We start from the raw sequence: 26,116 nt of genomic DNA on the forward strand, positions 1-26,116 counted from the left end.
TACAAACCCACTTAGATGGCGCCAGTGACCGTAGCGTTTTGCCATCGATCGCGCTTGACCGCTTTCATAAAGGCACGCATCTTGGCAGCGTCTTTTTTACCTTTATCAACCTCAATACCACCGCTCACATCGACGCCATAAATCGGCAAATCTAATGTCGCGGTAACATTGTCGGCATCGAGCCCACCAGCCAAAACGATTGGTAGTGCGCTGTCATGTGGAATCAGACTCCAATCAAAACGTGCGCCCGTACCGCCATACTTATGCTGATGATAAGCATCCAATAAAATACTACTGGCACCTGCGGTCGCAAATTTATTAATTTGGGCGAGAACGCTATCGAGGGTGTCTTGCTCAGCATTGATACGTAACGCTTTCATCCAGCGTTTATTGACGGCACTTGCCAGCTGCTGACACTGCTCAGGCGTTTCATCACCGTGGAATTGAATGATATCAAAAGAGACGTTATTTGCCAGCTCAATCAGCTCATCTTCAGGCATATTAACCATTAACGCCACCACGCTGATAAAAGCAGGTACAGCAGCACTTAGGGTTTGCGCCTGCTCTATCGTGACCGCACGTGGACTTGGTGGATAAAACACCAAACCCACTGCATCTGCACCTAACTGTGCTGCAGTCTGTATATCACTAAGCTGAGTAAACCCGCAAAACTTAACGTGCATTTTGTGACCTTGCGTTTCATGGTACTGAATATGACACCGATTATAGCGGCATCAGATAGGTTCAAGCTAAAGATAAATCGTTAGATGTGATGAGGTTTTGTTAACCAAACGGCAAAGCCATTGCATCCAAAAACTTATCCTAGCATACTTTTATCCTTAGTTTTGTTTATGATTGCGATTGATTAATATAGGGATACTTTGATGTCTAAGACTGCACAGACAGCCGCTACTGATACTGATACTGATACTGATACTGATACTGATACTGATACTGATACTGACGACAATGCTACTAGCAAAAATCCACCGCATTACTTGATGTGGTTTCGCCGTGACCTACGTATCCATGACAATACCGCTTTAGCAGCGTTATGTGAACGCGCCAATGAGGACAACGCCTCAGTGTCTGCCGCATTCTTTTTGACCCCTGAGCAGTGGCAAGCACACGATACATCCCTTGTACAAGTCGATCATATTGCTCGCACGCTACCTATTCTAGCAAAGGAGTTACAAGAAAAACTAAACATCACCTTGATCGTTCAAGTTTGTCCAAACTTCTCAGACTGTATAAAGGCGCTTACAACCTTATGCAACGACAATGAAATCAGCTGCGTCATGGCCAATCACGAGTACGAAGGCAATGAGATTGATCGTGATGAGCAATTGAACAAGCAACTTGCAAAAAACGACATCGAGTTCGTGCGCTGGCATGACCAGTGCATTTTGCCACCGCAGAGTATCACGACAAATGACGGCGATAATATGTATAAAGTCTTCACGCCGTTCTATAAAAAATGGCGACATACGCTAGACGTTAGCACCATTCAAATGCATGACGCATCCGCAGTGGATAGCGATTATAAAATCAAATTACAATCATCGCAAACGTTTGCCAATACAATCGACGATATCAAAGCACTAAATGAAAAGATGCTCAGTGACTATCAGCAGACATTAGAAAAGAGCGAGTCTTTGCAGCATATCGATATGACAGCTCAGCTTAACCAAGCAAGAGACGCTTATCCTGCAGGTGAGTCTGCCGCTTGCCAGCGTCTAGAGTCATTCGTCGATGATGATATCAATGATTATGATGTGAGCCGGGATGTACCGCATCTGCATACAACCAGTCAGCTATCAGCTTATCTCACTATAGGCTCTATCAGTCCTAGACTCTGCTATCTACAGGCAAATGCAGCACAAGAGAAGCTACACGGTAATGACGGTGATAATGAAGACATCAATCGCTGGATAAGCGAGCTTGCGTGGCGAGACTTTTATCGCCATGTACTAGTAGAAAAACCAAACCTGATCCGTCATAAGGCTTATAAAGAAGATACTGACACTAAGGTTAATTGGTCATATGACAACGATGATTTTGAGACATGGTGCACTGGCAAAACAGGCGTGCCATTGGTCGATGCAGCAATGCGTTGCCTAAATGCGACAGGGTTTATGCACAATCGCCTGCGAATGGTCACAGCGATGTTTTTGACCAAAGACTTACTGATTGATTGGCGCTTGGGTGAGCGCTACTTTATGCAGCAGCTGATAGATGGGGATTTTGCCTCCAATAACGGCGGCTGGCAATGGAGCGCGTCGACAGGTACTGACTCAGCGCCCTACTTCCGTATTATGAATCCCTTTAGCCAAGCCAATACGCATGATCCTAAAGCTCTGTTTATTAAAACTTGGCTACCAGAGTTAAAAGATATTCCTAACAGTATCTTGCACAACGAAGATAAGATGCGTAAAGAGCTGGCAAAAGGTGGTAAGTTTTCTGATGTCGACTATCCTGCGCCAATGGTCGAGCATAAATCAGCACGCAAGCTAGCTATTGCTGAGTTTAAAAAAGAGGCTTAATTTTAGAAAACATCTGGCAGACTAGCCATTGGTAGTGACTGGCAATTGACATGCACCTGCACCCTGAGTGGTAACCGTCACTACCGCTCCTGTGAGTGCAAATAGCTGCTGCAACTGGGTTTGCGCATTTTGCAGTGCCATATTCATGACATCACCTCGGCAGGCACGTTCAAGCACTTCTTTCTTTGCCATGGTCTGTGCTTGTGCCAATATCTTAGGGTCGACTTGCATCATGCCAAAAGCCCCTGTCTGCCAGTCATAAATCTCAATATCATCCAGATATACTGAAAATATCTCTGTAGGCGGCAAAGTAATATTGATTTGCGGCATAGTGGCAGCTGGTGAGTTGGCATTAGCTACTTGCTCTTCGTCTGCATTAGCTTGAGCAGGTTGCACCACCTGTACCATCTCAGGCGTCAACGCACTCAGATCAATGCCTGCCTCTACGCGACCATGAGCGATAAACAATGCTTTTTGCTCATCCTGCCATAGTTTCATCCAGCTCCCGGGTCGCTCGCTCGTAATCACTGTATCGACACTGAATGCGACGGTATGTAAGCGGTTTAACTGCTGAATTTGCGTAACCACGCCTTCGCGAGTAATAGTTTCTATCGGCGCTTCTTCTGGTTTGTTTTGCGCACTATAAATAGCAAAAACAATCGCTGCTAGACCGATGAGTAATATCACCCACGACATTGTCGCAATAGGACGTTTCGCAGGCTTTTGAGTGGCATTAGCGTTATTCATATCAGGATTATCCATAGAAGCTACCTTTATAATGTTGCATCGTTTGGTAAGGCTAAGAGCGTTGTAAAAACGGAACAGATGCTTAGTCTATAAATGCGACTATTGTGCAGTAACTTCAAGTAATGGCTACCATTCCTCTACATAACTTTATGCATAAACCTCTACGCAATCATGTTAATAAACTGTCTCTCAAGTAATCAGTGCTTTCGCTATAAAATCATACGAATAGCTCAATTATTTACCCCTTATTGAAGCCTTTACGTCACGTTCGGTCTGAAAAGACAAAAAGTCATTGCGTCTTAGGCGAACTTTACCTAACATAGTCAGATTGTATGAATAAAATGTCAGTCTTAAAGCATTTATCAGGGTTTTGATCTGAATATATTGCATTTTTGGCATATTGATACATCAAATCAAATTTGCCTCTCTTTTATGAGAGTGGTTTTTACTGATGTGCTTTGTATATAAGCAGGTTGGTAACTAGGAAATACCCTAGATTATTGCTAAGTGATAAAGGTAAGCTTGCGGCGGCAATGAAACGATTAGCCATACGCTCAACATCCTACTATTTCTTATTTTTTTATCGTTGATAAGGTTACGCTTTATTTATGAAAGCCAGTCAATTTTTATTTGCCACACTAAAAGAAACCCCAAGTGACGCCGACATCGCCTCAAGCCAATTGATGGTGCGTGCTGGTCTTATCCGCAAGATTGCTTCTGGATTGTATATTTGGTTGCCTATGGGTCTGCGCGTTTTGCAAAAGGTCGAACGCATTGTTCGTGAAGAGATGCAAAACGTCGGCGCACAAGAAGTGCTTATGCCGATGACTCAGCCTGCTGAGCTTTGGCAGACGACCGGACGTTTTGATGATTATGGTCCTGAGCTATTGCGCTTCAAAGACCGTCATGATCGCGACTTTGTACTTGGTCCAACACACGAAGAAGTCATCACCAATCTAGCACAAGGTGAGCTGCGTAGTTATAAACAACTACCGATTACTTTCTTTCAGATTCAAGGTAAATTCCGTGATGAGATTCGTCCACGCTTCGGTGTGATGCGTGCTCGTGAATTCACCATGAAAGATGCTTACTCTTTCCATGTGGATCAAGCCTCATTGGCCAAAACTTACCATGACATGTATGATGCTTATACACGCATCTTTACCCGCTTGGGCTTAGATTTCCGTGCGGTACAAGCAGATACCGGCTCTATCGGTGGTTTTGCCTCACATGAGTTCCATGTATTGGCAGATAGCGGCGAAGACGATATTGCGTTTTCGGACTCATCTGACTATGCAGCCAATGTAGAGCTAGCAGAATCTGTCAGCACCGCTGAGCGTCAACCACCAAAAATGGAGCGTGAAGACGTTCTAACTGAAGGCATGACCAGCTGTAAAATGGTTGCTGAACACTTGGACATCCCGTTAGAAACGACGGTTAAAACCTTGATCGTTCATGGTCATACTGAGAATGATGAGCCGCAGCTGATTGCTATCGTATTGCGCGGCGATCATCAGCTCAATACTATCAAAGCTGAGAAAATTGAAGAAGCCAACGTACCATTGACGTTAGCATCTGACGAAGAGCTAAAAGCGGCAGGCCTACACAAAGGTTATATCGGTGTTAATTTAGATATGCCTGTATTCGTTGATCGTTCGGCAGCTGCACTTTCAGATTTCGTTTGCGGTGCCAACGAAGTGAACAAACATACTATCGGTATGAACTGGGCACGTGATACTCGCATTACTCGCATCGTTGATGTGCGCAATGTACAAGAAGGCGACCCGTCTCCTGATGGTAAAGGCAGCCTAAAAATCAAACGTGGTATCGAAGTCGGTCATATCTTCCAGTTGGGTGATAAATACTCACAAGCGATGAACTGTACGGTTTCTGGTGAAGATGGCAAACCTGTTACCTTGATGATGGGCTGTTATGGTATTGGTGTTAGCCGTATCATTGCCGCTGCTATTGAGCAGAACAATGATGAAAACGGCATCATGTGGCCAAAAACGCCAACGGTTGATGATTCAATCGCTCCTTTTGAAGTCGCTATCATCCCGATGAAGTCTAAAGAAGAGACGGTCATGCAGACGGCAACCGCACTGTATGAAGAGTTGAAAGCTCATGGCATCAACGTACTACTGGACGATCGTAATGAGCGCCCAGGCGTTAAGTTTGCTGATCTTGAGTTGATTGGTATTCCGCATCGTATCGTCGTCTCTGATCGCAACTTGGCGGAAGACAAGTACGAGTACGTCAATCGCCGTGAAGCCGAAAAGCAGATGCTGAGCCGTGAAGAAGTCATGGCAAAAGTAAGCGGTAAATAGTCTTGTAATTAAAGACTATATAACAAAAAGCGCCTATCTCATCACGTGAGATAGGCGCTTTTTTTATTGGCTTAAAAACTATTTAACATTGTATTTTTATTAACATCGTATTTTTAGCAAGAACTTACTGGCGGATTAAACGGCTTGGCTTAGGCAATAGACTGATATCACTAACACGGCATGGATTGATATCGATACCACCGCGGCGCGTGTACCACGCCCGTACCATTAGCTCACTTGGCTGATAGTATTGGCTCAAATCAGCAAATATCTGCTCAACACACTGCTCATGAAAACCATTGTGCTGACGGAAGCTCAATATATAACGCAGCATATTTGCATTATTAAAAGGCTTATCAGTAGTAATTGATACGGCCAACGTACCCCAATCAGGTTGATTGGTCACTGGGCAATTACTACGCAGTAGATTGGAATAAAAGGTATACGGCTGTGAACCATCACTTGCCACGCTTTCACTACACGCCTCTACTTCTTCGCTAGCACATAGCAATGACGCATCAGGATGTTCAGTCAACGCAACTTTGTCCGTGTTGCCTGCTAGTGCTTCATCAATACAAACACCCTCAGGCTGAGCAATCAACAATTCTGTTTCGTTACCATTTAAATCATCATTTATATCATCGTTTAGACCAAATAACGCTACCTGTACGTCTGTTTGCAAACAAGCTGACAAGTCTTTCGCAATCAACGCTTGTACGTCTTTCCAACTAGCAAACTCGGTAAAGTTAATGCTATTCAAGTATAGCTTGAGCGACTTTGATTCTACGATAAACGGTGAGCTAGCAGGAATACTAAAGCGCGCAATCGCTACTTGCGAGATACCTTGCGGGTTTAACCAAGATATCTCAAAGGCCTGCCACCAATCGATACCGACGGTTAGTTTATCGTCTTGCCAACCAATCGCATCACGTCCCATGCTGCGCGCAATCGGATATAGCGTCTCTGGGCTATACTCAGTTGGATAGTCTGTGGTTTGCTCACCCAAGATACCGTGAATACTCATCTGTCTTCCTAATATTAAACCGTTTAAAATTTTCTCTAAATAATATGTTTAGCGAATAATACACACTACAAACGTACACGTGAACCATTACTTAGCAAGCGATAAGCGATGGTATAAAATATCGCACAGAATACAAAAATAGCCGCCATTGAATACCAAACATTGACATCAGAGTAACCAAGAATACCGTAACGGAATGAGTTGACCATATAGACGATAGGGTTCAGTAGCGAGATATTTTGCCAAAATGGCGATAAATTCTCCATCGAATAGAACACACCGCCAAGATAGGTCAACGGGGTCAGTACAAAGCTTGGGATAATAGAGATATCATCGAATGAGCGTGCAAATACCGCATTGATAAAACCGCCTAATGAAAACAAGATAGACGTGCCAAGTACCGTAAATACAGTTACAAATAAATGCTCGATACCAAGATCGGTAAAGAACAGCGCCACTATCGAGACAATCACACCGATAGCCAGTCCACGGAAGATACCACCACTGATATAACCCATCAAAATAGCATGCTTAGATACAGGCGAGACCAAAAGCTCTTCGATACTAGACGTGAACTTAGCACTAAAAAAGCTTGAGACCACGTTAGAGTAACTGTTGGTAATGATCGACATCATGATCAAACCAGGCACGATAAACTGCATGTATGGCACGCCGCCCATCTCACCCACGCGCGAGCCAATCATCTTACCAAAGATGACAAAATACAAACTCATCGTGATAACTGGCGGTAACAACGTCTGCGGCCAGATACGTAAAATACGGCGCACTTCTTTGAACCAAATAGTACGAAACGCAATCCACTTCTTACTCAATGACATGGTTTTATTATGATCGATTAGTTCCTGACTCATAATCCCGCCTCCTTCATGCTATCTGCACTTTCAATATTTTTGTCTACCAAGCGCATAAATAACTCTTCTAGTCGGTTGGCTTTATTGCGCATACTTGCCACACTGATACCTTTTTCAGACAACTGATCAAAGACACCGTTTAGTGACTCACCTTCTGTCAAGGTCACTTCTAGCGTTTGCTCATCTGGTTGCGAGACCCCTGTAACTCCTGTCAGAGCCAACTGCTCAGTGAGCGGTGTATCCAAATCAAATACAAACGTCTCTACGGATAACTGCGCCAGCAGCTCTTTCATTTCTGTATTGATTCGAATCTCGCCGTGATCCAAGATCGCAATGCGTTTACACAATTGCTCAGCTTCTTCGAGATAATGAGTCGTCAGAATAATAGTGGTGTTCTCTTCGATATTAATCTGCTGCATAAATTCCCACATCGAGCGACGAAGCTCGATATCAACACCCGCCGTTGGCTCATCTAGAATCAATAGCTTTGGTTTATGAATTAATGCACGGGCAATCATCAAACGGCGTTTCATACCACCAGATAGCTCACGTGATTTGCTGTCGCGTTTATCCCATAATCCCAGCGCTGTTAACAGTCTCTTTGCGCGTGGTTTGGCTTCTTTTGCCGGAATACCAAAATAACCCGCTTGTGTAATGAGGATATCTTCGACTTTTTCGAACATATTAAAGTTAAATTCTTGCGGTACAACACCAAGGTATTGCTTGGCAATCGAAGGGTTCTCTAATAGATCTGTACCGAAAATATGGACGCTACCAGTGGTTGGCTTAAACAATGAGCTGATAATACCAATCATGGTAGATTTGCCTGCGCCATTTGGCCCGAGTAACGCAAAGAAACCACCTTGTGGTACCGTTAAATCAACCCCCTTTAATGCCGAAAACCCATTGTCATAGGTCTTGGATAGGTTTTTTATGGAGAGTGCTGGTGCATCAGACATGAAGACCTCTTTATTTGTTATCAATTTATATAAAATGCGATTTTAGAATAATAGGCCGTGTTGAACATTCGACTATCATTATCATATAGGTAGAAGCCGTATAAGAATGTTCAACACACTCTACTATCTAAAGGTGACAATGTACGGTAATAAACGAACTAACCTCATAAAATGAGGCTACTCATGGCGAATTTCAACTGCCTTATATTCGAAGTACCATATTAATAATACTCATCATGAAAAAGCGCCTATCTCATCACTGAAATAGGCGCTTTATAGATAACTATCGTAAAAGCTTGGAAGGTAATCAACAAAGATTAGCTTGCTTCTGCAACCATATAATCTACAGCATTTTGAACTTCTTCATCAGGAATATCCGCGCCACCTTTGGCAGGCATCGCATTGAAACCATTGATAGCATGGGTATATAGCGTATCTTTACCTTTTGCGATACGTGGACCCCAAGCGCCAGCATCACCAAAGATAGGAGAGCCTAGCAAGCCTGCTGTATGACAAGTATGGCATACGGCGTTATATACCGTTTTACCGTCACGAGGACCATCGCCAGCAGCTGGGCCAGATGAGCGTGCCGTTACATCACAAGCTTCACCGTCTTCAAAACAGATATTGGCAACAGGCTGGATACGCGCAATCAGATTAGGATACAAAGCAATTAGCTTCTGTACTTGCGGCGTATCTTGTGGAATTGGCTCTTCATCAGCGGCAGGCGCTGCAGCGGCAGTTTCTTCGCCTTCTGCTGGAGCGGCTTCGTCAGTCGACGCAGCACCATCTGTCGTATCTGCAGCAGCTTGGGTATCGTCACCTAGCGTTTCAGGAGCAGCTTCTACGACCTCTTGGCCTTCTGCTACGTCTGACGCAGTTACAGGAGTGTCTACAACATCTTCAGCTTGGCTCACCGCGATACTAGCGATTCCTAGAATGGCAGCTGCCGATAACATAACTACTTTTCTCATTCGTCACGTTCTCTTATTACGTATACAAGGACTAGCACGGCTCGGACATTCTGTCTGTCCTTCTTTGACGACCTCTAAGTCTTCAATAGCAGACAGCCATCCCGCGTGCCAGCGCACTTGCAATCGGTGATTATAAATATGAATTCTCCCCAACATTATAAGGGAAAAGGCAGGTAAATTGCCATGCTTGTTTAATGACTTGGCTGTTTTTTCTTAAAAAACCTCAATCGCGACTGTCATTTATTGGCTTTGTGCTTTTTATTTGTTAGACTAAGCGGTCTTTATTTCTAGACACCTTATGCTAATTATCATGCGCATCTAAGCGTGATAGTCAGACATATCGTTATCATATGCGCTCGTAGCTCAGTTGGATAGAGTATCGGTCTCCGAAGCCGAGGGTCGTGGGTTCGATTCCCGCCGAGCGCACCAATCATACTGTTTACAATTTCGCTCTACCCTTTCCTTAGTACTATCTTAAACTTCCTATACTAATCAAACCTACATATCAAAATGTTTGCGGTTTTTCTGTGCTTGTATACTTCCAATGCTCTCATATATATAACTTACTCTGCATCTTGTAAGTTAGCTGTTAGCTGAGCACGGCTAGGTATACGGTGATAATTAATCACTGGCACATCACCCAAACGGCGCTGACCCTCAGCAATCTTTTTATCAATCGTAATCATTGCAATTTTTTTATCTTGTTTGCTAACGAGCAAATGATTTGCCTTACTTGTGACTCGATAATCAGCAAAATGCTGCTTTAATATCGCTGATGTTTTTTGCAGCGCATCATTCGGTGTTGCATTTTTTGATTTTATGCCGCTATGCTTTTCGCCTACTTTTGCACCGCGCGATTTTGCTACGAACCATAAAACTGCGATGACAGCGAACAATATGACAAGCCACCAAATTCCGTCTATCATAAGTAAAAATATCCATTATTAGCAAGGGTTGGCTCATGTTAGCAGAATTATCACCAGCGTTAATAGCAGAAGTAAAACTTGCAGCACAACTACTGGCATCGAAACAGCGTATTTGCATTTTGACTGGGGCTGGCATTTCAGCAGAAAGTGGCATCCCAACGTTTCGGGATAAGCAAACAGGGCTGTGGGAGAACTACGGAGTCAAAGACCTGGCAACTCCTGAAGCATTCACTCGTGATCCAAAGCTAGTATGGTCATGGTATCAGTGGCGTCGGCAAATGGTCGCAGACAAAGCACCAAATCCTGCCCATCATGCATTGGCTCAGTGGCAGTATCATGCGCAAACCTCCGATCAGCAGGTGACACTCATCACCCAAAATGTCGATGATTTGCACGAGCAAGCTGGTAGCGCGGTGACTCACCTGCATGGTCATCTGTGGCGCAACCGCTGTGCTCAGTGTGAAATACCCTATCAAGATCAATCGAGAGCATCGTACGATAATCAAGGCACCATGAGCTTTGACGAAACACTGCTTAGCTGTTCGCATTGCGACGGTTACATCAGACCTGATATTGTTTGGTTTGGTGAAGCTCTACCTGTACAAGCATGGCAGACTGCCGAAGAAGCTTCGGCTAATTGCGAAGTATTTATCAGTATCGGTACATCAAGCTTGGTTTATCCTGCTGCTGGATTGGCACAATTAGCCAAACAAAACGGTGCGCAAGTTATTGAAATAAACCCCGATCCAACGCCAAATACTATCGTCGATATCACATTAGCAGAAAAGGCTGGAGTAGTACTGCCACTGCTTATAGCAGAGATTACTACTTTATAAACGCTACTATTTATAGATATTATTAAATGATAGACAATAAAAAAGGCTTGACGATTTGTATAAATCGTCAAGCCTTTTCTACTAATAATAAACTCATTAAAGTTATTTCAATGCAAGATCAACTCTCGCTAAGTAAGCTTCTTTTAACTCATCACTGATAAATGCCGATTTAAAAGAGTTCTTTACTAATGTAATAACATCGTCTTCCGTAATCGGTAAATTCTCATATAGATTGATAAAGTTTTGATTCACATACCCTTTGAAATACGCAGGGTCGTCTGAGTTAACGCTAATATTCAGACCATAGTCTAAAAGCTCTTTGATATTGTGCTCTTTATAAGTCTCAAAGACTTTTAGCTCGATATTTGAGTTCGGGCAAACGGTCAGTGGCATTTGCTCATCTTTGAGTCTTTGCATCAACTCTGGGCTTTTTATAGACTGCACACCATGATCGATTCTATTGATATTCAATAAATCTAATGCTTCGTAGATGTACGAAAAGTCTGCTTCTTCGCCTGCATGAGCGACCAACTTGAAGCCTTCTTCTTTGGCTTTTTGGAAGACTTCTTTGAACTTCGATGGTGGGTTGCCCAATTCTGATGAATCCAGACCAACACCGATAATATCGTCTTTATAGTCCAGCGCTTGCTCTAATGTCTCAAACGCTTCTTCTTGCGATAAATGACGCAAGAAACACATGATGATGCATGATGTAATACCGTATTTTGCTTTGGCATCTGCAAGCGCTTCTTTGATACCTGTGATGACCGCTTCAAAAGGCACGCCGCGTTCGGTATGCGTCTGCGGATCAAAGAATATCTCTGTGTGAATGACATTGTCTTCAACACATCTAAGAATATATTCCCACGTCAAATCATAAAAATCATCTTTGGTGAGCAGGACGTTTGCACCCGCATAGTAGATATCTAAAAAGGTCTGTAGGTTGGTGAAGTTATAGGCACTGCGTACATCTTCGATATCTTTATAAGGTATCTCTACATTGTTCTTCTTGGCCAATCTAAACATCAGCTCAGGCTCTAGCGAACCTTCAATATGTAGATGAAGTTCCGCTTTCGGTAGTTTCTTTATTAATTCAATCATAGTATTCCAATAATGGTGTTATCGAGACGAGCCCTGGTAAATGTTGCATAGTAGAATAATCAGACCATGCATATATAAGGCGTTATCTGTCTCAGAAAAATCATTTTAACACTAAAAGCATACCGCCTAAAACAAAACCCTTTGACCGTATAGATAAGCTACTTATAAAAGTAGCCTTCTTAATACAACCGTATAAGGCGCAAACTACTTTAAAAATACCACTGTATCGGACAGCTCATTACCTTCTGGATCATGCTCTAAATGATAATACTGACGTAATACCTGCCCCACTTCATCCAGCAGTTCAGCCAAGCTCTCTTCTGTCTTTTGAGTAGCGATACCAGATACCGCCTTTTCACACATTGCATTCCATACTGTTGGACTAACGTGAGCGCTGATACCTCGGTCTGCGACAATCTCTAATTTACGCTCGCATATATTGACATAGATCAAGACGCCCGTATTTTCTTCGGTATCCCAGACGCGATATTCGCTAAACAAATCAATCGCACGCTCACGGCAGTTCATGCGATAGGCTTCTTGGATAGGCAGATGATTTTCTACGATTAAAAACACCTCACCACGATGCCCACGCTCGGCTCGTGTCACAGCATCTGTTAGGCGTGCCTTGGATTCTGTTGTCAGCCACTTACTATGTAATAAAGGGACGAACAAAACTTGACGCCACCAGCGGGCAAAACTGGGGTTTGAAGCGTTGTCTTCTACCATTATATTATTTCCTCAAGTACGTCGTTTTCGATGGTTATGTAGAGTTTATTTTTTTTGCGTGTGTGGAATACTTACCACGAGCCACCTGCGCCGCCGCCGCCGAAACCACCGCCGCCACCGCCAAAGCCGCCTCCTCCGAAACCACCACCGCCAAAGCCGCCTCCACTACCGCCGCCCATACCGGGTAAGAAAATCATGCCGCCTCTGCGCCCACCTTTACCGCCGCCGCCTTTTCCACCGCCACCGCCGCGTGAGATCAAAAACATCCAGATGAATATTGCCATAATCAGCGTCATAAAGAAGCCGCCACCTAAGGCCATCGAACCTGCAAAAAACCCGCCAGCGGTAATAATAGAACCAAATACTCGGCCCAATATATTCGTAATAAAGCTACCAAAAATCATCGCCATGATAAATAAGAAAATAGGTGACGGCAGCTCGTCCGAGCTTTGCTGAGCAGTGCGTTCTGCGGCTTGTGCATCAGCACGGGCTAAGACTTCAGGATCAGCAGTTAGGCGTGTTTTGAGCGCTTCAACGCCAGCGATTATCCCCGCACCATAGTTGTTTTGCTTAAATAACGGCGTGATATCTTCTCGAATGACACGGTTAACCGCCGCATCTGGTAAGACACCTTCTAGCCCGTAACCCGTTAGGATATGCATATCACGGTCATTAACAGCGACGACAATCAGCAGACCATCATCGATAGCTTCATCACCCAACTCCCACTTCTCAGCAACTTGCAATGCATAATCAAATATTGGTACGCCATTGGTAGTTGGTACGATGACCACTGCTGCTTGTGCTAAGCCCTGCTGATAAATACTTCGAAGCTGAGCTTCTAGACGTAGCTTTTCTTGGGGATTTAAGATATTGGCCTGATCAACGACTGGTTCATTAAGTATCAACTTGTCAGCGTCAACACCTTCGGCACTGGAGCGTACTGGTGGCTGAGCGGTTGCTTGAGCATTGGTTGTACCATTTGCTGTGCTTTGGTTATCTGCGTTTTGATTGATAGCGTCGTTGCCGAGCACCGCTTCATTGATAGCATCGTTATTTAATACAGCATCATTGATTGCTTCATTAGACTCGCCTGCTTTAGCAACGGCCACCAACTCTTCGACACTACGGTTTTGCAGATTCGAGGTGCTATCTGTCGCCACCGCTGTATCATTGGGTGCAGCGTGCAATGCAGGCACGCTGACGACACCTAACGTAAACAGTAATGCTGATAAGATTGCTTTTGAATTATTCATCTAATCTATACCACCTCAGATAACATCTTTACCAATTGATAGACTCTAACTAATCATTGTTAAACCATTAGCTAAATGAACAGAGCTGCCTATGCCGCTCTGTCGTCACGTTCATTTTAAATTTTATTCAGCTGACTTTTCTGCAGAGTCGCCAAAATCAACACTTGGTGCGGTTGAAATCGCTTCTTCATTGGCCACACTAAAGTTGGGCTTAGTATCCATCCCAAATACTTTTGCAGTGATGTTGGTTGGGAACTGACGTACCGTTGTATTGTATCCTTGCACTTCTTGGATGTAGCGGTTACGAGCCACAGCAATACGGTTCTCAGTACCTTCTAACTGCGCTTGTAAATCTTGAAACAGTGCATCTGATTTTAGATCTGGATAACGCTCAGATACCGCCATCAAACGTGACAATGCGCCTGTCATCTGCTCTTGCGCTGCTGCATAACGCTCCATCGCTTCTGGATCATTGAGTACTTCTGGCGTCACCGTGATACCGCCCGCACGTGAGCGAGCTTCTGCCACTTGGGTGAAGACTTCTTGCTCTTGCTCGGCGTATTGCTGTACGACTTTGACTAAGTTTGGCACCAAATCAGAACGGCGCTGATACTGGTTGACCACTTCTGACCATGAAGCAGTGACCTGCTCATCTTGTGCTTGCAGGTTGTTGTAACCACAGCCGCTTAGACCAACCGTAGAAGTTGTTAATAAAGCGGCTAGCAACATCGGCTTCATAATAGATTTACGCGTCATTGTTGATTCTCCTAATAATGATAAATAACAAATATCCAGTACCACGTTTTTAATATTTTTAAGTTTTCTTGGTATTCATACGGCAGTCATACGCTCTATATATTGTATATCTGCGCATCACTCTATCAGCATGATATCAAAAGAAGTTGTCCTAATGATGGCGCTATATACGGCTTTTTACAATTGACCGTTACCAAAACACAACCGCATAGTGTCAACGATAACGCGTTTTTATCATGATAGATATAGAGCAAAAATTTAGCAGTCTGGCGCAATCAGACTAAATGTTATGAAAGTACAAACAATTATTTATATATAATCTAAATCTTGCTAATGTATCAGCCAAATAAAATACGAATATATCTACCGTCTATAAAGAAATTTCTAGTAATTAGTACAAAAATATGGCAAATTGCAGTTACGTAGCCGTACGGTTTGAATACATTTGGTAGTGGACTTATAGTTTGATTAGTATTAGCGAGTTGTTGATTTCTTAATAAAAACATCAATTAACTGTCAAATTATCGCTAAATACTGTCAATTCGCCATACCAGTCATGTAGTCATTCAAGACAGCTCATAGTAAGTTGAATGCCATCATGGTGATGGATATTTAATTATATAACCGCCTGTTTTATCCGCCGGTCAACTTATGACTCATCTAATGTATAACATGATGATAGAAGACCGCAGTAGTTGAGGTTGTAGAATAATAGTAAACGCAGCTGATATTAATATTGTCAGTGATAAGCGCTATGCAAATAGTCCGTATTACTGACGAGATACGCGGGTAAATACAGACAACTACAGTCCATTCTTGGTGGCCAAGCACATGAGACTTAGACAACAAATAAGTCGATGCAGAGACTTTAACTGCTTAACTTAAATAAGTAAGTTAACCAGTTAGTTTACTCCTAGCAAACAGTGCCACCTTGAGACAGTACTAGGAACATAAATATGGAAGGTTTAGTTAACTTAGTAAATGGAATTATCTGGAGCCCAGCGCTGATTTATCTCTGCTTGGGTGCCGGTCTGTTCTATTCCATTATGACGCGCTTTGTACAAGTACGTCTATTCGGTGAGATGATCAAACTCCTATTCACTGGTAAATCTAGTGCACAGGGTATCTCATCATTTCAGGCACTTGCCGTCTCACTCGCCGGTCGTGTGGGTATGGGTAACATCGCTGGGGTAGCTGCTGCTATCGGCTTCGGTGGCCCAGGTGCCGTTTTCTGGATGTGGATCGTAGCCTTTCTAGGCGCATCTACAGCCTATGTCGAATCTACTCTTGCTCAGATTTACAAAGAAAAAGATGTGGTAACTGGCGAATATCGCGGTGGCCCAGCTTATTACTTTGAACGTGCCCTTGGTCAAAAGTGGTACGGTATCCTCTTCGCAATCGCTTCTATTTTATCATGTGGTATGTTCTTACCTGGTGTACAGGCGAACGGCGTTATCAGTGCATTTGCACAGGTAATGGGCGAAGGTACGATCATGAACGTTGCAGGCCTAGAAGTTGGCTCTATGCGTTTGGTCGGCTTGGCTATCATCTTAGTCGTGCTAGGTATCATCATCTTTGGTGGTATTAAGCGTATTGCAACCTTCACTGAGTTTGCAGTACCTTTCATGGCATTAGGTTATATTGCCCTAGCGCTAATCATCATGTTCAGCAACTTCAGCTTGATTCCAGATGTATTTGGTATGATCGTTGGTGATGCATTCACTGCACAAGCAGGTTTTGGTGCTGCGATCGGTTGGGGTGTGAAACGTGGTATCTACTCTAACGAAGCTGGTCAGGGTACAGGTCCTCACGCTGCTGCTGCTGCTGAAGTTGAGCATCCATCACAGCAGGGTCTAGTTCAGGCATTCTCAGTATATGTTGATACATTGCTAGTATGTTCTGCTACTGCATTCATGATCTTGTCTACTGGTATGTACAACATTCAAGGTACGCTACCAGATGGTCAGTTCATCGTACAGAACGTTGCTGCTACTACTGAAATCAATGCTCCTGCGTTCACGCAAATGGCAATGGAATCTGTATACGGTACGTTTGGTAATGCCTTTATCGCAATCGCTGTATTCTTCTTTGCCTTTACAACAATTCTGGCTTACTACTACATCGCTGAAGTAAACGTCGCTTACTTAACACGTTTCCTTGGTCGTAGTGCGAACAGAACTGGTCTATTCCTAGTGAAAATTCTTATCATGGCGATGGTTGCTTATGGTGGTCTAAACTCAGCTGGTTATATCTGGGCAATCGGTGATATCGGTGTTGGTCTTATGGCTTGGCTTAACATTGTTGGTATTCTTGTCATCTTCATCGTGGCTCGTCCAACACTTACTATGCTCAAAGACTATGAAGCTCAGCGCAAAGCTGGCGTCACTCGCTATAGCTTTGACCCTGCTAAATTCGGTATCAAAAACGCACCGTATTGGGAAGAGCGTCATCTAGCACAGCAAAAAAGCATGAACGCTGATCCATTACGTAAAGATAAAGTGTAAGTCGATTTAATAGGATTGCTATTTAATCTTATTGAATAAACAAAAAGCCCGAGACCATGCTCTCGGGCTTTTTTGTTTGGATAGTTTTCCACACCACTACAGAATAGCTTACCGAAAAAACATCAAAGCCCACGTTCATAAGAACTGATTTAATACCTTAAAACTGCCCTTTTATTCTCAAAATTAATCTGTATTCGAAATAACATATAACTGTCATTTTGCATTTTGCCTACCTTTGTATAGAGCTTACTTTGATATTTTATAACCTTATTTTAATTAAGTCGTCGTACCAGTATAGGTAAGCCACAGTTCCCCTATTCTTAATCGATAGACGTAAAAAAGCCTAGCACGATGGCTAGGCTTTCTTTAACTTATAAATTATAAATCTACGCGTTAATAAATAGCTTATTCAGGCATCAATACTGCATCGATAGTATGAACCACACCATTGGTTGCCATAATATCTGTACCAGTGATATTTGCTGTGTTACCAGTAGCATCAGTAATTACGTTGTCTTCACTGATAGTAATGGTTTTACCGTTCGCTGTTTCAATCTCAGTGCCGTATGGGATATCAGCTGCTTTAACTTCCATTGCTAACACATGGTAAGGAAGGACAGTTTTTAGCAAATCTGTATTGGCCAATAACTCTTCTTTAGTCACGCCTAGTTTTTCTAGTACTGGCGCAAAAGCATCATCAGTTGGTGCAAATACAGTATGCTTAGTTTCTTCCATTAGCATAGTATCAAGACCAGCAGCCTGTAGCGCAGCGGTTAAGATAGTTAAGTTTTCGTTTTCTGCTGCGATTTCAGCGATAGTTTGAGTCGCTTCCATGTCCATTTCGGCCATTGGCTCTGCTTCAACAGCTTCTGTCTCAGCAACTGGCTCAACTGCCATCTCTTCAGTCGCTTCTGGTTCAGTTGGCTCTGCAACAGTTTCAGTGTCGTTACACGCTGCTAATGACATGGCTGCGGTTACAACTGCGATAGATAACAAATTCTTCTTTAACATAGGTAATTCCTTTTTGGATAAATAATTGATTAAGGGATTTATTTAAATTAATAACTTTCGATAAATATAATGGCGACCAATGATTGATAAATGTATCAATTACTTAGTCATACTATTTAATCCGTTATATTGATAGTTCTCAGTCTAACTGTTTAATTTTCAAATGGTATTTACTTAGGTAGCAACACTGTATCAATCACGTATATAGCATTGTTTGCTTGTATATCAGTTATTGCGATATTTGAGACAAAATGATGGTGATTAACTACTTTTAGATGTCTGTTTTAAAATTTGAACCTAAACAGAAACTTATATAGATAAAGCTCTAAAGTCTAAAACAGCCATTGTCTGATAATGAAATCATCACAAACAATGGCTGCTTAGTCTTATAATAAATACAGTGGGTATGCCTCAGTTAATACTTATTTAGGCAACAATACTCTATCGATTACATGGACAACACCATTGTTGGCAGCGATATCAGTCTTCACAATGTTCGTTGTACGACCATTTTCATCCATCAGCTTGCCTTCTTTGGTTACCATTAGCGTGTCTTTGCTAGCAGTCATTACATTACCAGGCTTCACATCTTTGGCATACATAGCCATATCACCAGCCACTACGTGATAACCCAATACTTTAGTCAATAGTGGCTTATTAGCAAATAACTGTGCTTTGGTCATACCTGTTTCTTGCAATGCTTGCATAAAGGCAGCATTGGTCGGTGCAAATACCGTATAGTTGGCATTAGGATCAGACAACATATCGACTAGGCCTGCTGCTTGTACCGCTTCTACCAATACTGAAAAATCAGGATTGCTTTGCGCAACTTGTACAACATTCATTTTAGCCATATTCTGACTGTGCATTGGTGCTTTCATATCGCCCGTCTTTGCTGGCATCATATTATTACAAGCACTTAGACCTGCGATTGAGATAGCCAATGTACCGATGGTGGCAATTTTAGTAAGTTTCATAACATTTTCCTTAATGATTTGAATTTCTTTGACGTTGGTATTGTTTCAACTATGATATTACTGTCTTACAGATCATCCTGCCTGCTAATGTCATTTGCTCACCATACTGTACTGCTAACATTGATACTCTTGGTACCAATTATTGCTAATAAATGAGCCTATATTTATAAGTAGGACTTACTAAGACCTTGTATTTCTGAAATTAAATTAACATGTAAGCAATCTTTATCAACCTGCCTTTGCGCAATTTTTTGTGGTATGGGTGTAAATTCTGTCTGACTTCTGAGCGTTCCCGTTGGCTTTTATTTGCAAAAGAAAAGCTTTATGTAAGCCCTTAGCGAAATGATATTCATTTGTGCGTATCTGCTTTATGAAATAGACTCTAATACCTTACTTTGTTACTTAGCTCTCCTCTTATTTATCTATTGCCAAAGAGGAATATGCAGTATCCCTATGTAGCAAACTTTTCATGCTAAAATAATGCAAATTTGCGGTCCTCTTCGTGAGACTCTGCACGCTACTGGTTTGTTATTCCTTCTTTTTTTAATAATTACGATATAAGCAGCACACCTATGATTCCAACGACGACCTCACCAACCGATTCTCATACCGATACCGCCTCTACCTCCTCGTCCGCTAATGACTTTATATTAACACCACCTGCTGTATTTCCGTTTAAAGAGCAGCAACTAACCGCTCGTGCCCGTATTACTGAGCAGATGGCATCACGCATTTTGATGTTAGACGGTGCGATGGGTACGCAGATTCAGACCTATAAGTTAGAAGAAGCAGATTATCGTGGTGAGCGTTTTGCTGATATCGACCAAGATGTACGCGGCAACAACGATCTACTGGTACTGACTCAGCCGCACATGATTAAAGACATTCATCACGATCATCTGCTAGCGGGTGCTGATATCATCGAGACCAATACCTTTAACGGTACGCGTCTGTCGATGGCTGACTATGACATGCAGTACCTAGTGCCAGAACTAAATAGGACAGCAGCCAAGATTGCTAGAGCAGCGGCGGATGAATTTACCGCAAAAACGCCTGAGAAGCCGCGCTTCGTTGCGGGTGTTGTTGGCCCGACTTCACGCACGTGCTCACTATCGCCTGATGTCAATGATCCTGCATTTCGTAATATTACCTTTGATGAGTTGGTACTCAACTACCGTGAAGCGACTTTGTGCCTGATAGAAGGCGGCGTCGATATTATTTTGATTGAAACGATTTTTGATACGCTAAATGCCAAAGCGGCGATATTTGCGATCACTGGTGTATTTGACGATATTGGCTTTGAGTTGCCAATCATGATTTCGGGTACGATTACCGATGCGTCAGGTCGCACGCTATCTGGTCAAACAGCTGAGGCGTTTTATAACTCTATCCGCCATGCAAAGCCTCTATCCGTTGGATTTAACTGTGCGCTTGGTGCTGATGCGCTACGTCCACACATCCAAACGCTATCGAATATCGCTGATACCTTTGTCTCTGCGCATCCAAACGCTGGTCTGCCCAATGAGTTTGGTGAGTATGACGAAACTGCTGAAGAAACGGCTGCCTTACTTGAAGGTTTTGCCAAAGCAGGCATCTTAAATATTGTCGGCGGCTGCTGTGGTACGACGCCTGAGCATATCCGTCAAATCGCTAAAGTAGTGGCGAATTATCCGCCGCGTGTCATTCCTGAGATAGCGCCTGCCTGCCGGCTATCAGGTCTAGAGCCATTCACCATCAACTCTGATAGTCTGTTTGTCAATGTCGGTGAACGTACCAACGTTACAGGCTCAAAAAAATTCTTGCGCTTGATTAAAACCGAAGCCTATACCGAAGCGCTCGATGTCGCTCGCGATCAGGTCGAAGGTGGCGCGCAAATCGTTGATATCAATATGGACGAAGGCATGCTCGACTCCAAGCAGGCGATGATTCACTTCGTCAATTTGGTCTCAGGGGAACCAGATATCAGCCGTGTACCACTAATGATTGACTCGTCCAAATGGGACATTATCGAAGAAGGCCTAAAGCGTACGCAGGGCAAATCTGTCGTCAACTCCATTTCATTAAAAGAAGGTCACGCTGAGTTCGTTGAACGTGCCAAATTATGCATGCGTTATGGTGCCGCGATTATCGTCATGGCATTTGATGAAGACGGACAGGCTGACACTTACGAACGTAAGATTGAAATATCTAAACGCAGCTATGACGTACTGGTCAACGAAGTGGGCTTCCCATCAGAAGATATTATTTTTGATCCAAATATTTTCGCGGTTGCCACGGGTATCACCGAGCATAATAACTACGGCGCTGACTTTATTAATGCCACACGTTGGATTACGGAAAATCTACCAAATGCCATGGTCTCAGGTGGGGTGTCCAACGTGTCGTTTAGTTTCCGTGGTAACCCAATCCGTGAAGCGATCAACTCCGTATTCTTATACCACGCGATCAAAAACGGTCTGACCATGGGTATCGTCAACCCAGCCATGCTTGAGCTGTACGATGATATTCCAAAGGAAGCCCGTGACGCTATCGAAGACGTCATGCTCAACCGCAATCAAGGTGAAACTGGTCAAGATGCCACTGAACGTCTAATGACCGTCGCTGAAAACTACCAAGATGGCGGCAAGAAAAAAGACAGTACTGTCGATATGAGCTGGCGCGAAGGCACGGTAGAAGAACGCATCGCCCACGCACTAGTCAAAGGCGTGACGACCTTTATCGAAGCGGATACCAAAGAAGCATGGGAGAAGTACCCTAAACCGCTAGAAGTCATCGAAGGGCCACTCATGGACGGTATGAATATCGTCGGTGATCTATTCGGTGCTGGTAAAATGTTCCTCCCGCAAGTCGTGAAATCTGCTCGCGTGATGAAGCAGTCCGTCGCATGGCTAAACCCATATATCGAAGCGGAAAAAGTCGAAGGCGAAGTCAAAGGTAAAATCCTAATGGCAACCGTCAAAGGCGACGTGCATGATATCGGCAAAAACATCGTCGGCGTGGTGCTTGGCTGTAACGGCTATGATATCGTCGATTTGGGCGTGATGGTACCTTGTGAAAAAATCCTCGATACTGCCATCGCAGAAAAAGTCGATATCATCGGTCTGTCTGGTCTGATTACCCCAAGTCTCGATGAGATGGTCTATGTCGCCAAGCAAATGCAAGAGCGCGGCATGACACTACCATTGATGATCGGCGGTGCAACGACGTCGAAAGCGCATACTGCCGTCAAGGTCGAGCCGCAATATCAAAACGATGGCGTCATCTATGTATCGGATGCTTCGCGCTCAGTCGGTGTGGTGACCAAATTACTATCAAAAGAACACCGTCAAGCGCTCATCGATGAGACACGCGAAGAGTATGTCAAAGTGCGTGAGCGTCTGGCTAAGCGTCAACCAAAAGCTGCCAAAGTCACCTATGCCGAATCAGTCAAGATTGGCTTTCAGTATGATTGGAAAAACTATGTGCCACCAGTGCCAAATAAGCTAGGACAAGTGATATTGGATGACTATCCGATCAGCAATTTGCTGCCTTATATTGACTGGACACCGTTCTTTATCTCTTGGGGTCTGACCGGTAAATACCCGAAAATATTGCAAGATGATGTGGTTGGTGAAGCGGCTCGCGATTTGTTTGAAAATGCAGAAGAGCTACTACAAAAGATGATTGATGAAAAATCAATCGTAGCGAAAGGTGTGTTTAAACTGATGCCAGCGCGCCGTACTGGCGCAGATACCGTCACTGTATATGACAATGACCCACAAAATGGTGGTAAACCGACCTACCAGTTTGAGCACTTACGTCAGCAAAGCGACAAGGCAAGCGGCAAGCCTAACTTTAGCTTGGCAGACTTTATCTCACCATCAGACACCCACACTGATCACTTGGGCGGCTTTACTGTTTCTATCGTCGGTACAGAAGCACTGGCTGAGCAATACAAAGCAGCAGGCGATGACTATAATGCCATTATGGTACAGGCGCTGTCTGACCGCTTAGCTGAAGCATTTGCCGAACATTTACATGAGCTAATACGTAAAGAGTACTGGGGCTACCAACCAACCGAATCACTTACCAATGATGAGATGATTAAAGAAAAATACGTCGGTATCCGCCCAGCGCCTGGCTATCCGGCTTGCCCTGAGCATACCGAAAAAGGCAAATTGTTTGATTGGCTCGGTACGACCAGCGCTATCGGTACGACGCTCACCGAAAGCTATGCAATGTGGCCAGCATCGTCGGTCAGTGGCTTTTATTATTCGCATCCTGACAGTGAGTACTTTAACGTCGGTAAAATCGGCCGAGATCAGTTAGAGGATTATGCTAAGCGGAAAGACTGGGATATAAAGACGGCTGAGAAGTGGTTAAATCCGAATTTGTAGATTATTAATGGTTTAGCGAGATATTATTGACTACATTCAGCGTACTAATTAAAAGTTAGTACGCCGTTTTTTTATTGTTTTTATTGTCGTAACTTTCGCCGCATCTCATCTAACACCGTCTAACAATGGCGCTATCACTTTTTGTTTTCTAGGCATCATCCAAAAGGCTCTCTTTTGGTATACGACAACGTTTGTATTTTCTGCTCTTCAGTTACTTAAACCATCTTCTTAATATATAAAATTGTTTATATTTTAATTCGCTTATCCAGATTATTTTTGTTATATTTATAATTATAGATATAAATAGCGTTTTTAAACTATAGATCATGCCGTAACCTTTTAACCTTTAAGGCATCTTTTAATATAAGGAGGAACAGGACGTTCGTGTGAGCGCAGTTCGATTTTATATTTTTTATTTAAGGAGAGATAAAAATGAAACCCTTTAAATTGACACTACTGGCCATTACTACCGCGCTGTTTTTACAAGGATGTGGTGATGATAATGATGGCTCATCTACATCACAATCTGATCAGTCAGATATCGATACCAATATCGTCGGCTTTTGGAGCGAAGATAGTAGTAATGACAACAGCTTGAGCGCCATATCTTTTATGAGTGACGGTACTTATGTGCAAGTTCAGGTTAACAACGAATCGCTGGTTGATGATCCACAAGGCGGTCTTGAATGGGGAACCTATGAGATTAACAGTAAAACTGGAGAATTAACCACCACACAGCTGTTTGACGAAAATGGCAATATGGGTTTGTCAGACGCGCCAAACCTATCAGCCCGTGTATCTGACGGTAAGCTGATTCTGCAAGTCGATGAGAACGAAAATGGTAGCATCGATAGTGATGAACAATATAATTTCTCAGAAATCCAGCCCGATGGCATCGTAGGCGCTTGGAGCTTCGATGATGTAGACGATACAGATGATGAGCTGATTGGCGTGGCTTTTTTAGATGATAGTCAATACGTTCATGTACAGGTAAATTCGGATCTCTCAGTTGATAACGATGAAAACGGTCTTGAATGGGGTACTTATGCGATCAACCCATCCACCAATCAACTCACAACCACTCAAACCTTTGATAGTAATGCTGGCAAAGGGCTATCAGAGCCAAGCACTCGTTACGCGCGCGTAACTGATGACGAGCAGCTCATCCTCGATGTCGATGACGATTCATTTACCTTCTCAAGAACTGCTGTTCAAGAGCCAGTCGATGAGCAGATGCTATCAGGGCTGTGGCGAATGGACTCGGGTGATGAGGAGCTAGTGACTCTATCCTTTTTAGACGATGGCACCTACGTACAAACCCAAGTCACTGGTCCTACCTCATCAAGAGATGAAGAAAATGGAATCGAATGGGGTAAATACTCTTTGGCAGCCGATGGTAAATTTACCATCAATGAGATTGTATTTGATAATAATGGTACTACTGGCCTGTCCGATGGCAAAGATGGACTAATAAAGGTTCAAGTTTCTGATGACACACTGACGTTAAGTGTGGACGATAACGACAATAAGATCATAGACGATAATGAGTCCTTTACATTCGTTAAAGCCAAGTCTGAGAATGAGCTAGGTATTTGGAAGGCAAAAGCAGGTCAGGTTGATGACGAACTTACCTTAGTTGGGTTCTTAGATGACCAAACCTTCTTTCACATAGAAGTCGATGAAAAGCCGCCTTTTGATGAGCCTGAAATGCCACCTTCTGGTATGGACTGGAATCTTTATACCTTAGGTAATAATGGACTGTTTACCCTCGGTCAGTCGCTATACAGCAATACTGGTGGTAATGATTTATCGTTCTTTTATCAGATGAACATCAGCGTCTCAGGCGATACACTGACCTTCAACGGCTACGAGGATCAAATTGAAGTACAAAACAATGACGGTGAAACGGTGATTTTTGATCGTCAGTAGCTATCAAAATAACAATGCAAAAATAGCCATAAAATCAAACTCAGCTTATCAATGAATAGGCTGAGTTTTTATTTGAAATATTCGCTTTTTGTCTTACTTCTTCGACAGCGCTCAGAACAATAAATCACCTGCTCCCAATCTTTCTCCCATTTCTTACGCCACGTAAATGGACGCTGACAGACAGGGCAGGTTTTTTGCGGTAGGTTTACCTTTTTATGTGCCATCGTCTGCTCCTTTCTGCCATATATCTCATATCTATGGTTAACGTT

At 43.2% G+C, this 26,116-nt stretch carries 20 protein-coding genes and 1 tRNA gene; 7 read left to right on the forward strand and 14 right to left on the reverse strand.

Translation table 11 applies throughout. The features are described 5' to 3' along the window. Positions 1-11 precede the first annotated feature (11 nt). Positions 12-713 (reverse strand): phosphoribosylanthranilate isomerase, encoded by a 702-nt coding sequence (locus tag JMX91_RS07460; protein ID WP_265089175.1) that lies wholly within the window; start codon positions 711-713, stop codon positions 12-14. A 171-nt stretch (positions 714-884) separates the two neighbouring features. Between JMX91_RS07460 and JMX91_RS07465 the strand changes: the two genes are divergently transcribed. Beyond that, positions 885-2,543: a cryptochrome/photolyase family protein gene (locus tag JMX91_RS07465; RefSeq protein WP_201548337.1), complete on the forward strand. Its 1,659-nt coding sequence runs from the start codon at positions 885-887 to the stop codon at positions 2,541-2,543. A 21-nt stretch (positions 2,544-2,564) separates the two neighbouring features. Here JMX91_RS07465 and JMX91_RS07470 read toward each other — a convergent pair whose 3' ends face one another. Continuing rightward, positions 2,565-3,305 (reverse strand): DUF4230 domain-containing protein, encoded by a 741-nt coding sequence (locus JMX91_RS07470; protein ID WP_227679324.1) that lies wholly within the window; start codon positions 3,303-3,305, stop codon positions 2,565-2,567. A gap of 593 nt (positions 3,306-3,898) precedes the next feature. On the opposite strand from JMX91_RS07470, the gene JMX91_RS07475 reads away from it, so the two are divergent. Further along, positions 3,899-5,617, forward strand: coding sequence for a proline--tRNA ligase (locus JMX91_RS07475; RefSeq protein ID WP_201548338.1), 1,719 nt, complete (start codon positions 3,899-3,901; stop codon positions 5,615-5,617). Positions 5,618-5,741: 124 nt separating this feature from the next. Here JMX91_RS07475 and queF read toward each other — a convergent pair whose 3' ends face one another. From queF to JMX91_RS07495, 4 genes are all read right to left on the reverse strand, one after another. Further along, the gene (queF, locus tag JMX91_RS07480; protein ID WP_201548339.1) at positions 5,742-6,641 is read right to left on the reverse strand and encodes an NADPH-dependent 7-cyano-7-deazaguanine reductase QueF; all 900 of its coding nucleotides are present in this window, start codon (positions 6,639-6,641) and stop codon (positions 5,742-5,744) included. Between the two features lie 65 nt (positions 6,642-6,706). Next, entirely contained in the window at positions 6,707-7,480 is a 774-nt protein-coding gene (locus JMX91_RS07485; protein ID WP_057762348.1) for an ABC transporter permease, read from the reverse strand. A gap of 29 nt (positions 7,481-7,509) precedes the next feature. After that, positions 7,510-8,472: an ABC transporter ATP-binding protein gene (locus JMX91_RS07490; protein ID WP_201548340.1), complete on the reverse strand. Its 963-nt coding sequence runs from the start codon at positions 8,470-8,472 to the stop codon at positions 7,510-7,512. A gap of 317 nt (positions 8,473-8,789) precedes the next feature. Next, positions 8,790-9,446, reverse strand: a complete 657-nt coding sequence (locus tag JMX91_RS07495; RefSeq protein WP_201548342.1) for a c-type cytochrome — start codon at positions 9,444-9,446, stop codon at positions 8,790-8,792. Positions 9,447-9,798: 352 nt separating this feature from the next. Between JMX91_RS07495 and JMX91_RS07500 the strand changes: the two genes are divergently transcribed. Beyond that, a tRNA-Arg gene (locus tag JMX91_RS07500) sits at positions 9,799-9,875 on the forward strand. Between the two features lie 134 nt (positions 9,876-10,009). Here JMX91_RS07500 and JMX91_RS07505 read toward each other — a convergent pair. After that, the gene (locus tag JMX91_RS07505) at positions 10,010-10,372 is read right to left on the reverse strand and encodes a hypothetical protein (RefSeq protein WP_201548343.1); all 363 of its coding nucleotides are present in this window, start codon (positions 10,370-10,372) and stop codon (positions 10,010-10,012) included. 35 nt (positions 10,373-10,407) lie between these two features. Between JMX91_RS07505 and JMX91_RS07510 the strand changes: the two genes are divergently transcribed. Next, positions 10,408-11,208 (forward strand): SIR2 family NAD-dependent protein deacylase, encoded by an 801-nt coding sequence (locus tag JMX91_RS07510; RefSeq protein WP_201548345.1) that lies wholly within the window; start codon positions 10,408-10,410, stop codon positions 11,206-11,208. Between the two features lie 102 nt (positions 11,209-11,310). Here JMX91_RS07510 and JMX91_RS07515 read toward each other — a convergent pair whose 3' ends face one another. The 4 genes from JMX91_RS07515 to JMX91_RS07530 all read right to left on the reverse strand — a co-directional run bounded on the left by JMX91_RS07515 (position 11,311) and on the right by JMX91_RS07530 (position 15,050). Further along, positions 11,311-12,309, reverse strand: a complete 999-nt coding sequence (locus tag JMX91_RS07515) for an adenosine deaminase (RefSeq protein WP_201548347.1) — start codon at positions 12,307-12,309, stop codon at positions 11,311-11,313. A 204-nt stretch (positions 12,310-12,513) separates the two neighbouring features. Then, positions 12,514-13,038 carry a TPM domain-containing protein gene (locus JMX91_RS07520; protein ID WP_102078696.1) on the reverse strand — a complete coding sequence of 175 codons (525 nt, stop codon included), beginning with the start codon at positions 13,036-13,038 and terminating at the stop codon, positions 12,514-12,516. A gap of 71 nt (positions 13,039-13,109) precedes the next feature. After that, a complete protein-coding gene (locus tag JMX91_RS07525; RefSeq protein ID WP_201548349.1) occupies positions 13,110-14,294 on the reverse strand; it encodes a TPM domain-containing protein in 1,185 nt (394 codons plus the stop codon). A gap of 123 nt (positions 14,295-14,417) precedes the next feature. Beyond that, positions 14,418-15,050 carry a LemA family protein gene (locus JMX91_RS07530; RefSeq protein WP_101204949.1) on the reverse strand — a complete coding sequence of 211 codons (633 nt, stop codon included), beginning with the start codon at positions 15,048-15,050 and terminating at the stop codon, positions 14,418-14,420. Between the two features lie 956 nt (positions 15,051-16,006). On the opposite strand from JMX91_RS07530, the gene JMX91_RS07535 reads away from it, so the two are divergent. Continuing rightward, positions 16,007-17,554: an alanine/glycine:cation symporter family protein gene (locus JMX91_RS07535; RefSeq protein ID WP_201548351.1), complete on the forward strand. Its 1,548-nt coding sequence runs from the start codon at positions 16,007-16,009 to the stop codon at positions 17,552-17,554. Between the two features lie 405 nt (positions 17,555-17,959). Here JMX91_RS07535 and JMX91_RS07540 read toward each other — a convergent pair whose 3' ends face one another. Both JMX91_RS07540 and JMX91_RS07545 read right to left on the reverse strand, forming a co-directional pair. Beyond that, the gene (locus tag JMX91_RS07540; protein WP_057758535.1) at positions 17,960-18,565 is read right to left on the reverse strand and encodes a fasciclin domain-containing protein; all 606 of its coding nucleotides are present in this window, start codon (positions 18,563-18,565) and stop codon (positions 17,960-17,962) included. Between the two features lie 422 nt (positions 18,566-18,987). Further along, positions 18,988-19,542 carry a fasciclin domain-containing protein gene (locus JMX91_RS07545; RefSeq protein ID WP_201548352.1) on the reverse strand — a complete coding sequence of 185 codons (555 nt, stop codon included), beginning with the start codon at positions 19,540-19,542 and terminating at the stop codon, positions 18,988-18,990. Positions 19,543-20,114: 572 nt separating this feature from the next. Here JMX91_RS07545 and metH point away from each other — a divergent pair. Both metH and JMX91_RS07555 read left to right on the forward strand, forming a co-directional pair. Continuing rightward, positions 20,115-23,918, forward strand: coding sequence for a methionine synthase (gene metH, locus JMX91_RS07550; protein WP_201548353.1), 3,804 nt, complete (start codon positions 20,115-20,117; stop codon positions 23,916-23,918). Positions 23,919-24,350: 432 nt separating this feature from the next. Then, entirely contained in the window at positions 24,351-25,847 is a 1,497-nt protein-coding gene (locus JMX91_RS07555; RefSeq protein ID WP_201548354.1) for a hypothetical protein, read from the forward strand. Positions 25,848-25,915: 68 nt separating this feature from the next. On the opposite strand, the gene JMX91_RS07560 is transcribed toward JMX91_RS07555, so the two are convergent. After that, positions 25,916-26,071, reverse strand: coding sequence for a DUF2256 domain-containing protein (locus tag JMX91_RS07560; protein ID WP_201548355.1), 156 nt, complete (start codon positions 26,069-26,071; stop codon positions 25,916-25,918). Between the last annotated feature and the right edge of the window lie 45 nt (positions 26,072-26,116).

The sequence above is a fragment of the Psychrobacter sp. Pi2-1 genome, assembly GCF_904846645.1.
In the GTDB taxonomy this organism is placed as follows: domain Bacteria; phylum Pseudomonadota; class Gammaproteobacteria; order Pseudomonadales; family Moraxellaceae; genus Psychrobacter.

Excerpts from the sequence above, each read along its gene's own strand:
- JMX91_RS07540 (WP_057758535.1), bottom strand. The coding sequence starts at position 18,565 with ATGTTAAAGAAGAATTTGTTATCTATCGCAGTTGTAACCGCAGCCATG.
- JMX91_RS07495 (WP_201548342.1), bottom strand. The coding sequence starts at position 9,446 with ATGAGAAAAGTAGTTATGTTATCGGCAGCTGCCATTCTAGGAATCGCT.
- JMX91_RS07555 (WP_201548354.1), top strand. The coding sequence starts at position 24,351 with ATGAAACCCTTTAAATTGACACTACTGGCCATTACTACCGCGCTGTTT.
- metH (WP_201548353.1), top strand. The coding sequence starts at position 20,115 with ATGATTCCAACGACGACCTCACCAACCGATTCTCATACCGATACCGCC.
- JMX91_RS07475 (WP_201548338.1), top strand. The coding sequence starts at position 3,899 with ATGAAAGCCAGTCAATTTTTATTTGCCACACTAAAAGAAACCCCAAGT.
- JMX91_RS07560 (WP_201548355.1), bottom strand. The coding sequence starts at position 26,071 with ATGGCACATAAAAAGGTAAACCTACCGCAAAAAACCTGCCCTGTCTGT.
- JMX91_RS07465 (WP_201548337.1), top strand. The coding sequence starts at position 885 with ATGTCTAAGACTGCACAGACAGCCGCTACTGATACTGATACTGATACT.
- JMX91_RS07520 (WP_102078696.1), bottom strand. The coding sequence starts at position 13,038 with ATGGTAGAAGACAACGCTTCAAACCCCAGTTTTGCCCGCTGGTGGCGT.
- JMX91_RS07505 (WP_201548343.1), bottom strand. The coding sequence starts at position 10,372 with ATGATAGACGGAATTTGGTGGCTTGTCATATTGTTCGCTGTCATCGCA.
- JMX91_RS07530 (WP_101204949.1), bottom strand. The coding sequence starts at position 15,050 with ATGACGCGTAAATCTATTATGAAGCCGATGTTGCTAGCCGCTTTATTA.
- JMX91_RS07490 (WP_201548340.1), bottom strand. The coding sequence starts at position 8,472 with ATGTCTGATGCACCAGCACTCTCCATAAAAAACCTATCCAAGACCTAT.
- JMX91_RS07515 (WP_201548347.1), bottom strand. The coding sequence starts at position 12,309 with ATGATTGAATTAATAAAGAAACTACCGAAAGCGGAACTTCATCTACAT.
- JMX91_RS07525 (WP_201548349.1), bottom strand. The coding sequence starts at position 14,294 with ATGAATAATTCAAAAGCAATCTTATCAGCATTACTGTTTACGTTAGGT.
- JMX91_RS07535 (WP_201548351.1), top strand. The coding sequence starts at position 16,007 with ATGGAAGGTTTAGTTAACTTAGTAAATGGAATTATCTGGAGCCCAGCG.
- JMX91_RS07545 (WP_201548352.1), bottom strand. The coding sequence starts at position 19,542 with ATGAAACTTACTAAAATTGCCACCATCGGTACATTGGCTATCTCAATC.
- queF (WP_201548339.1), bottom strand. The coding sequence starts at position 6,641 with ATGAGTATTCACGGTATCTTGGGTGAGCAAACCACAGACTATCCAACT.
- JMX91_RS07510 (WP_201548345.1), top strand. The coding sequence starts at position 10,408 with ATGTTAGCAGAATTATCACCAGCGTTAATAGCAGAAGTAAAACTTGCA.
- JMX91_RS07485 (WP_057762348.1), bottom strand. The coding sequence starts at position 7,480 with ATGTCATTGAGTAAGAAGTGGATTGCGTTTCGTACTATTTGGTTCAAA.
- JMX91_RS07470 (WP_227679324.1), bottom strand. The coding sequence starts at position 3,305 with ATGGATAATCCTGATATGAATAACGCTAATGCCACTCAAAAGCCTGCG.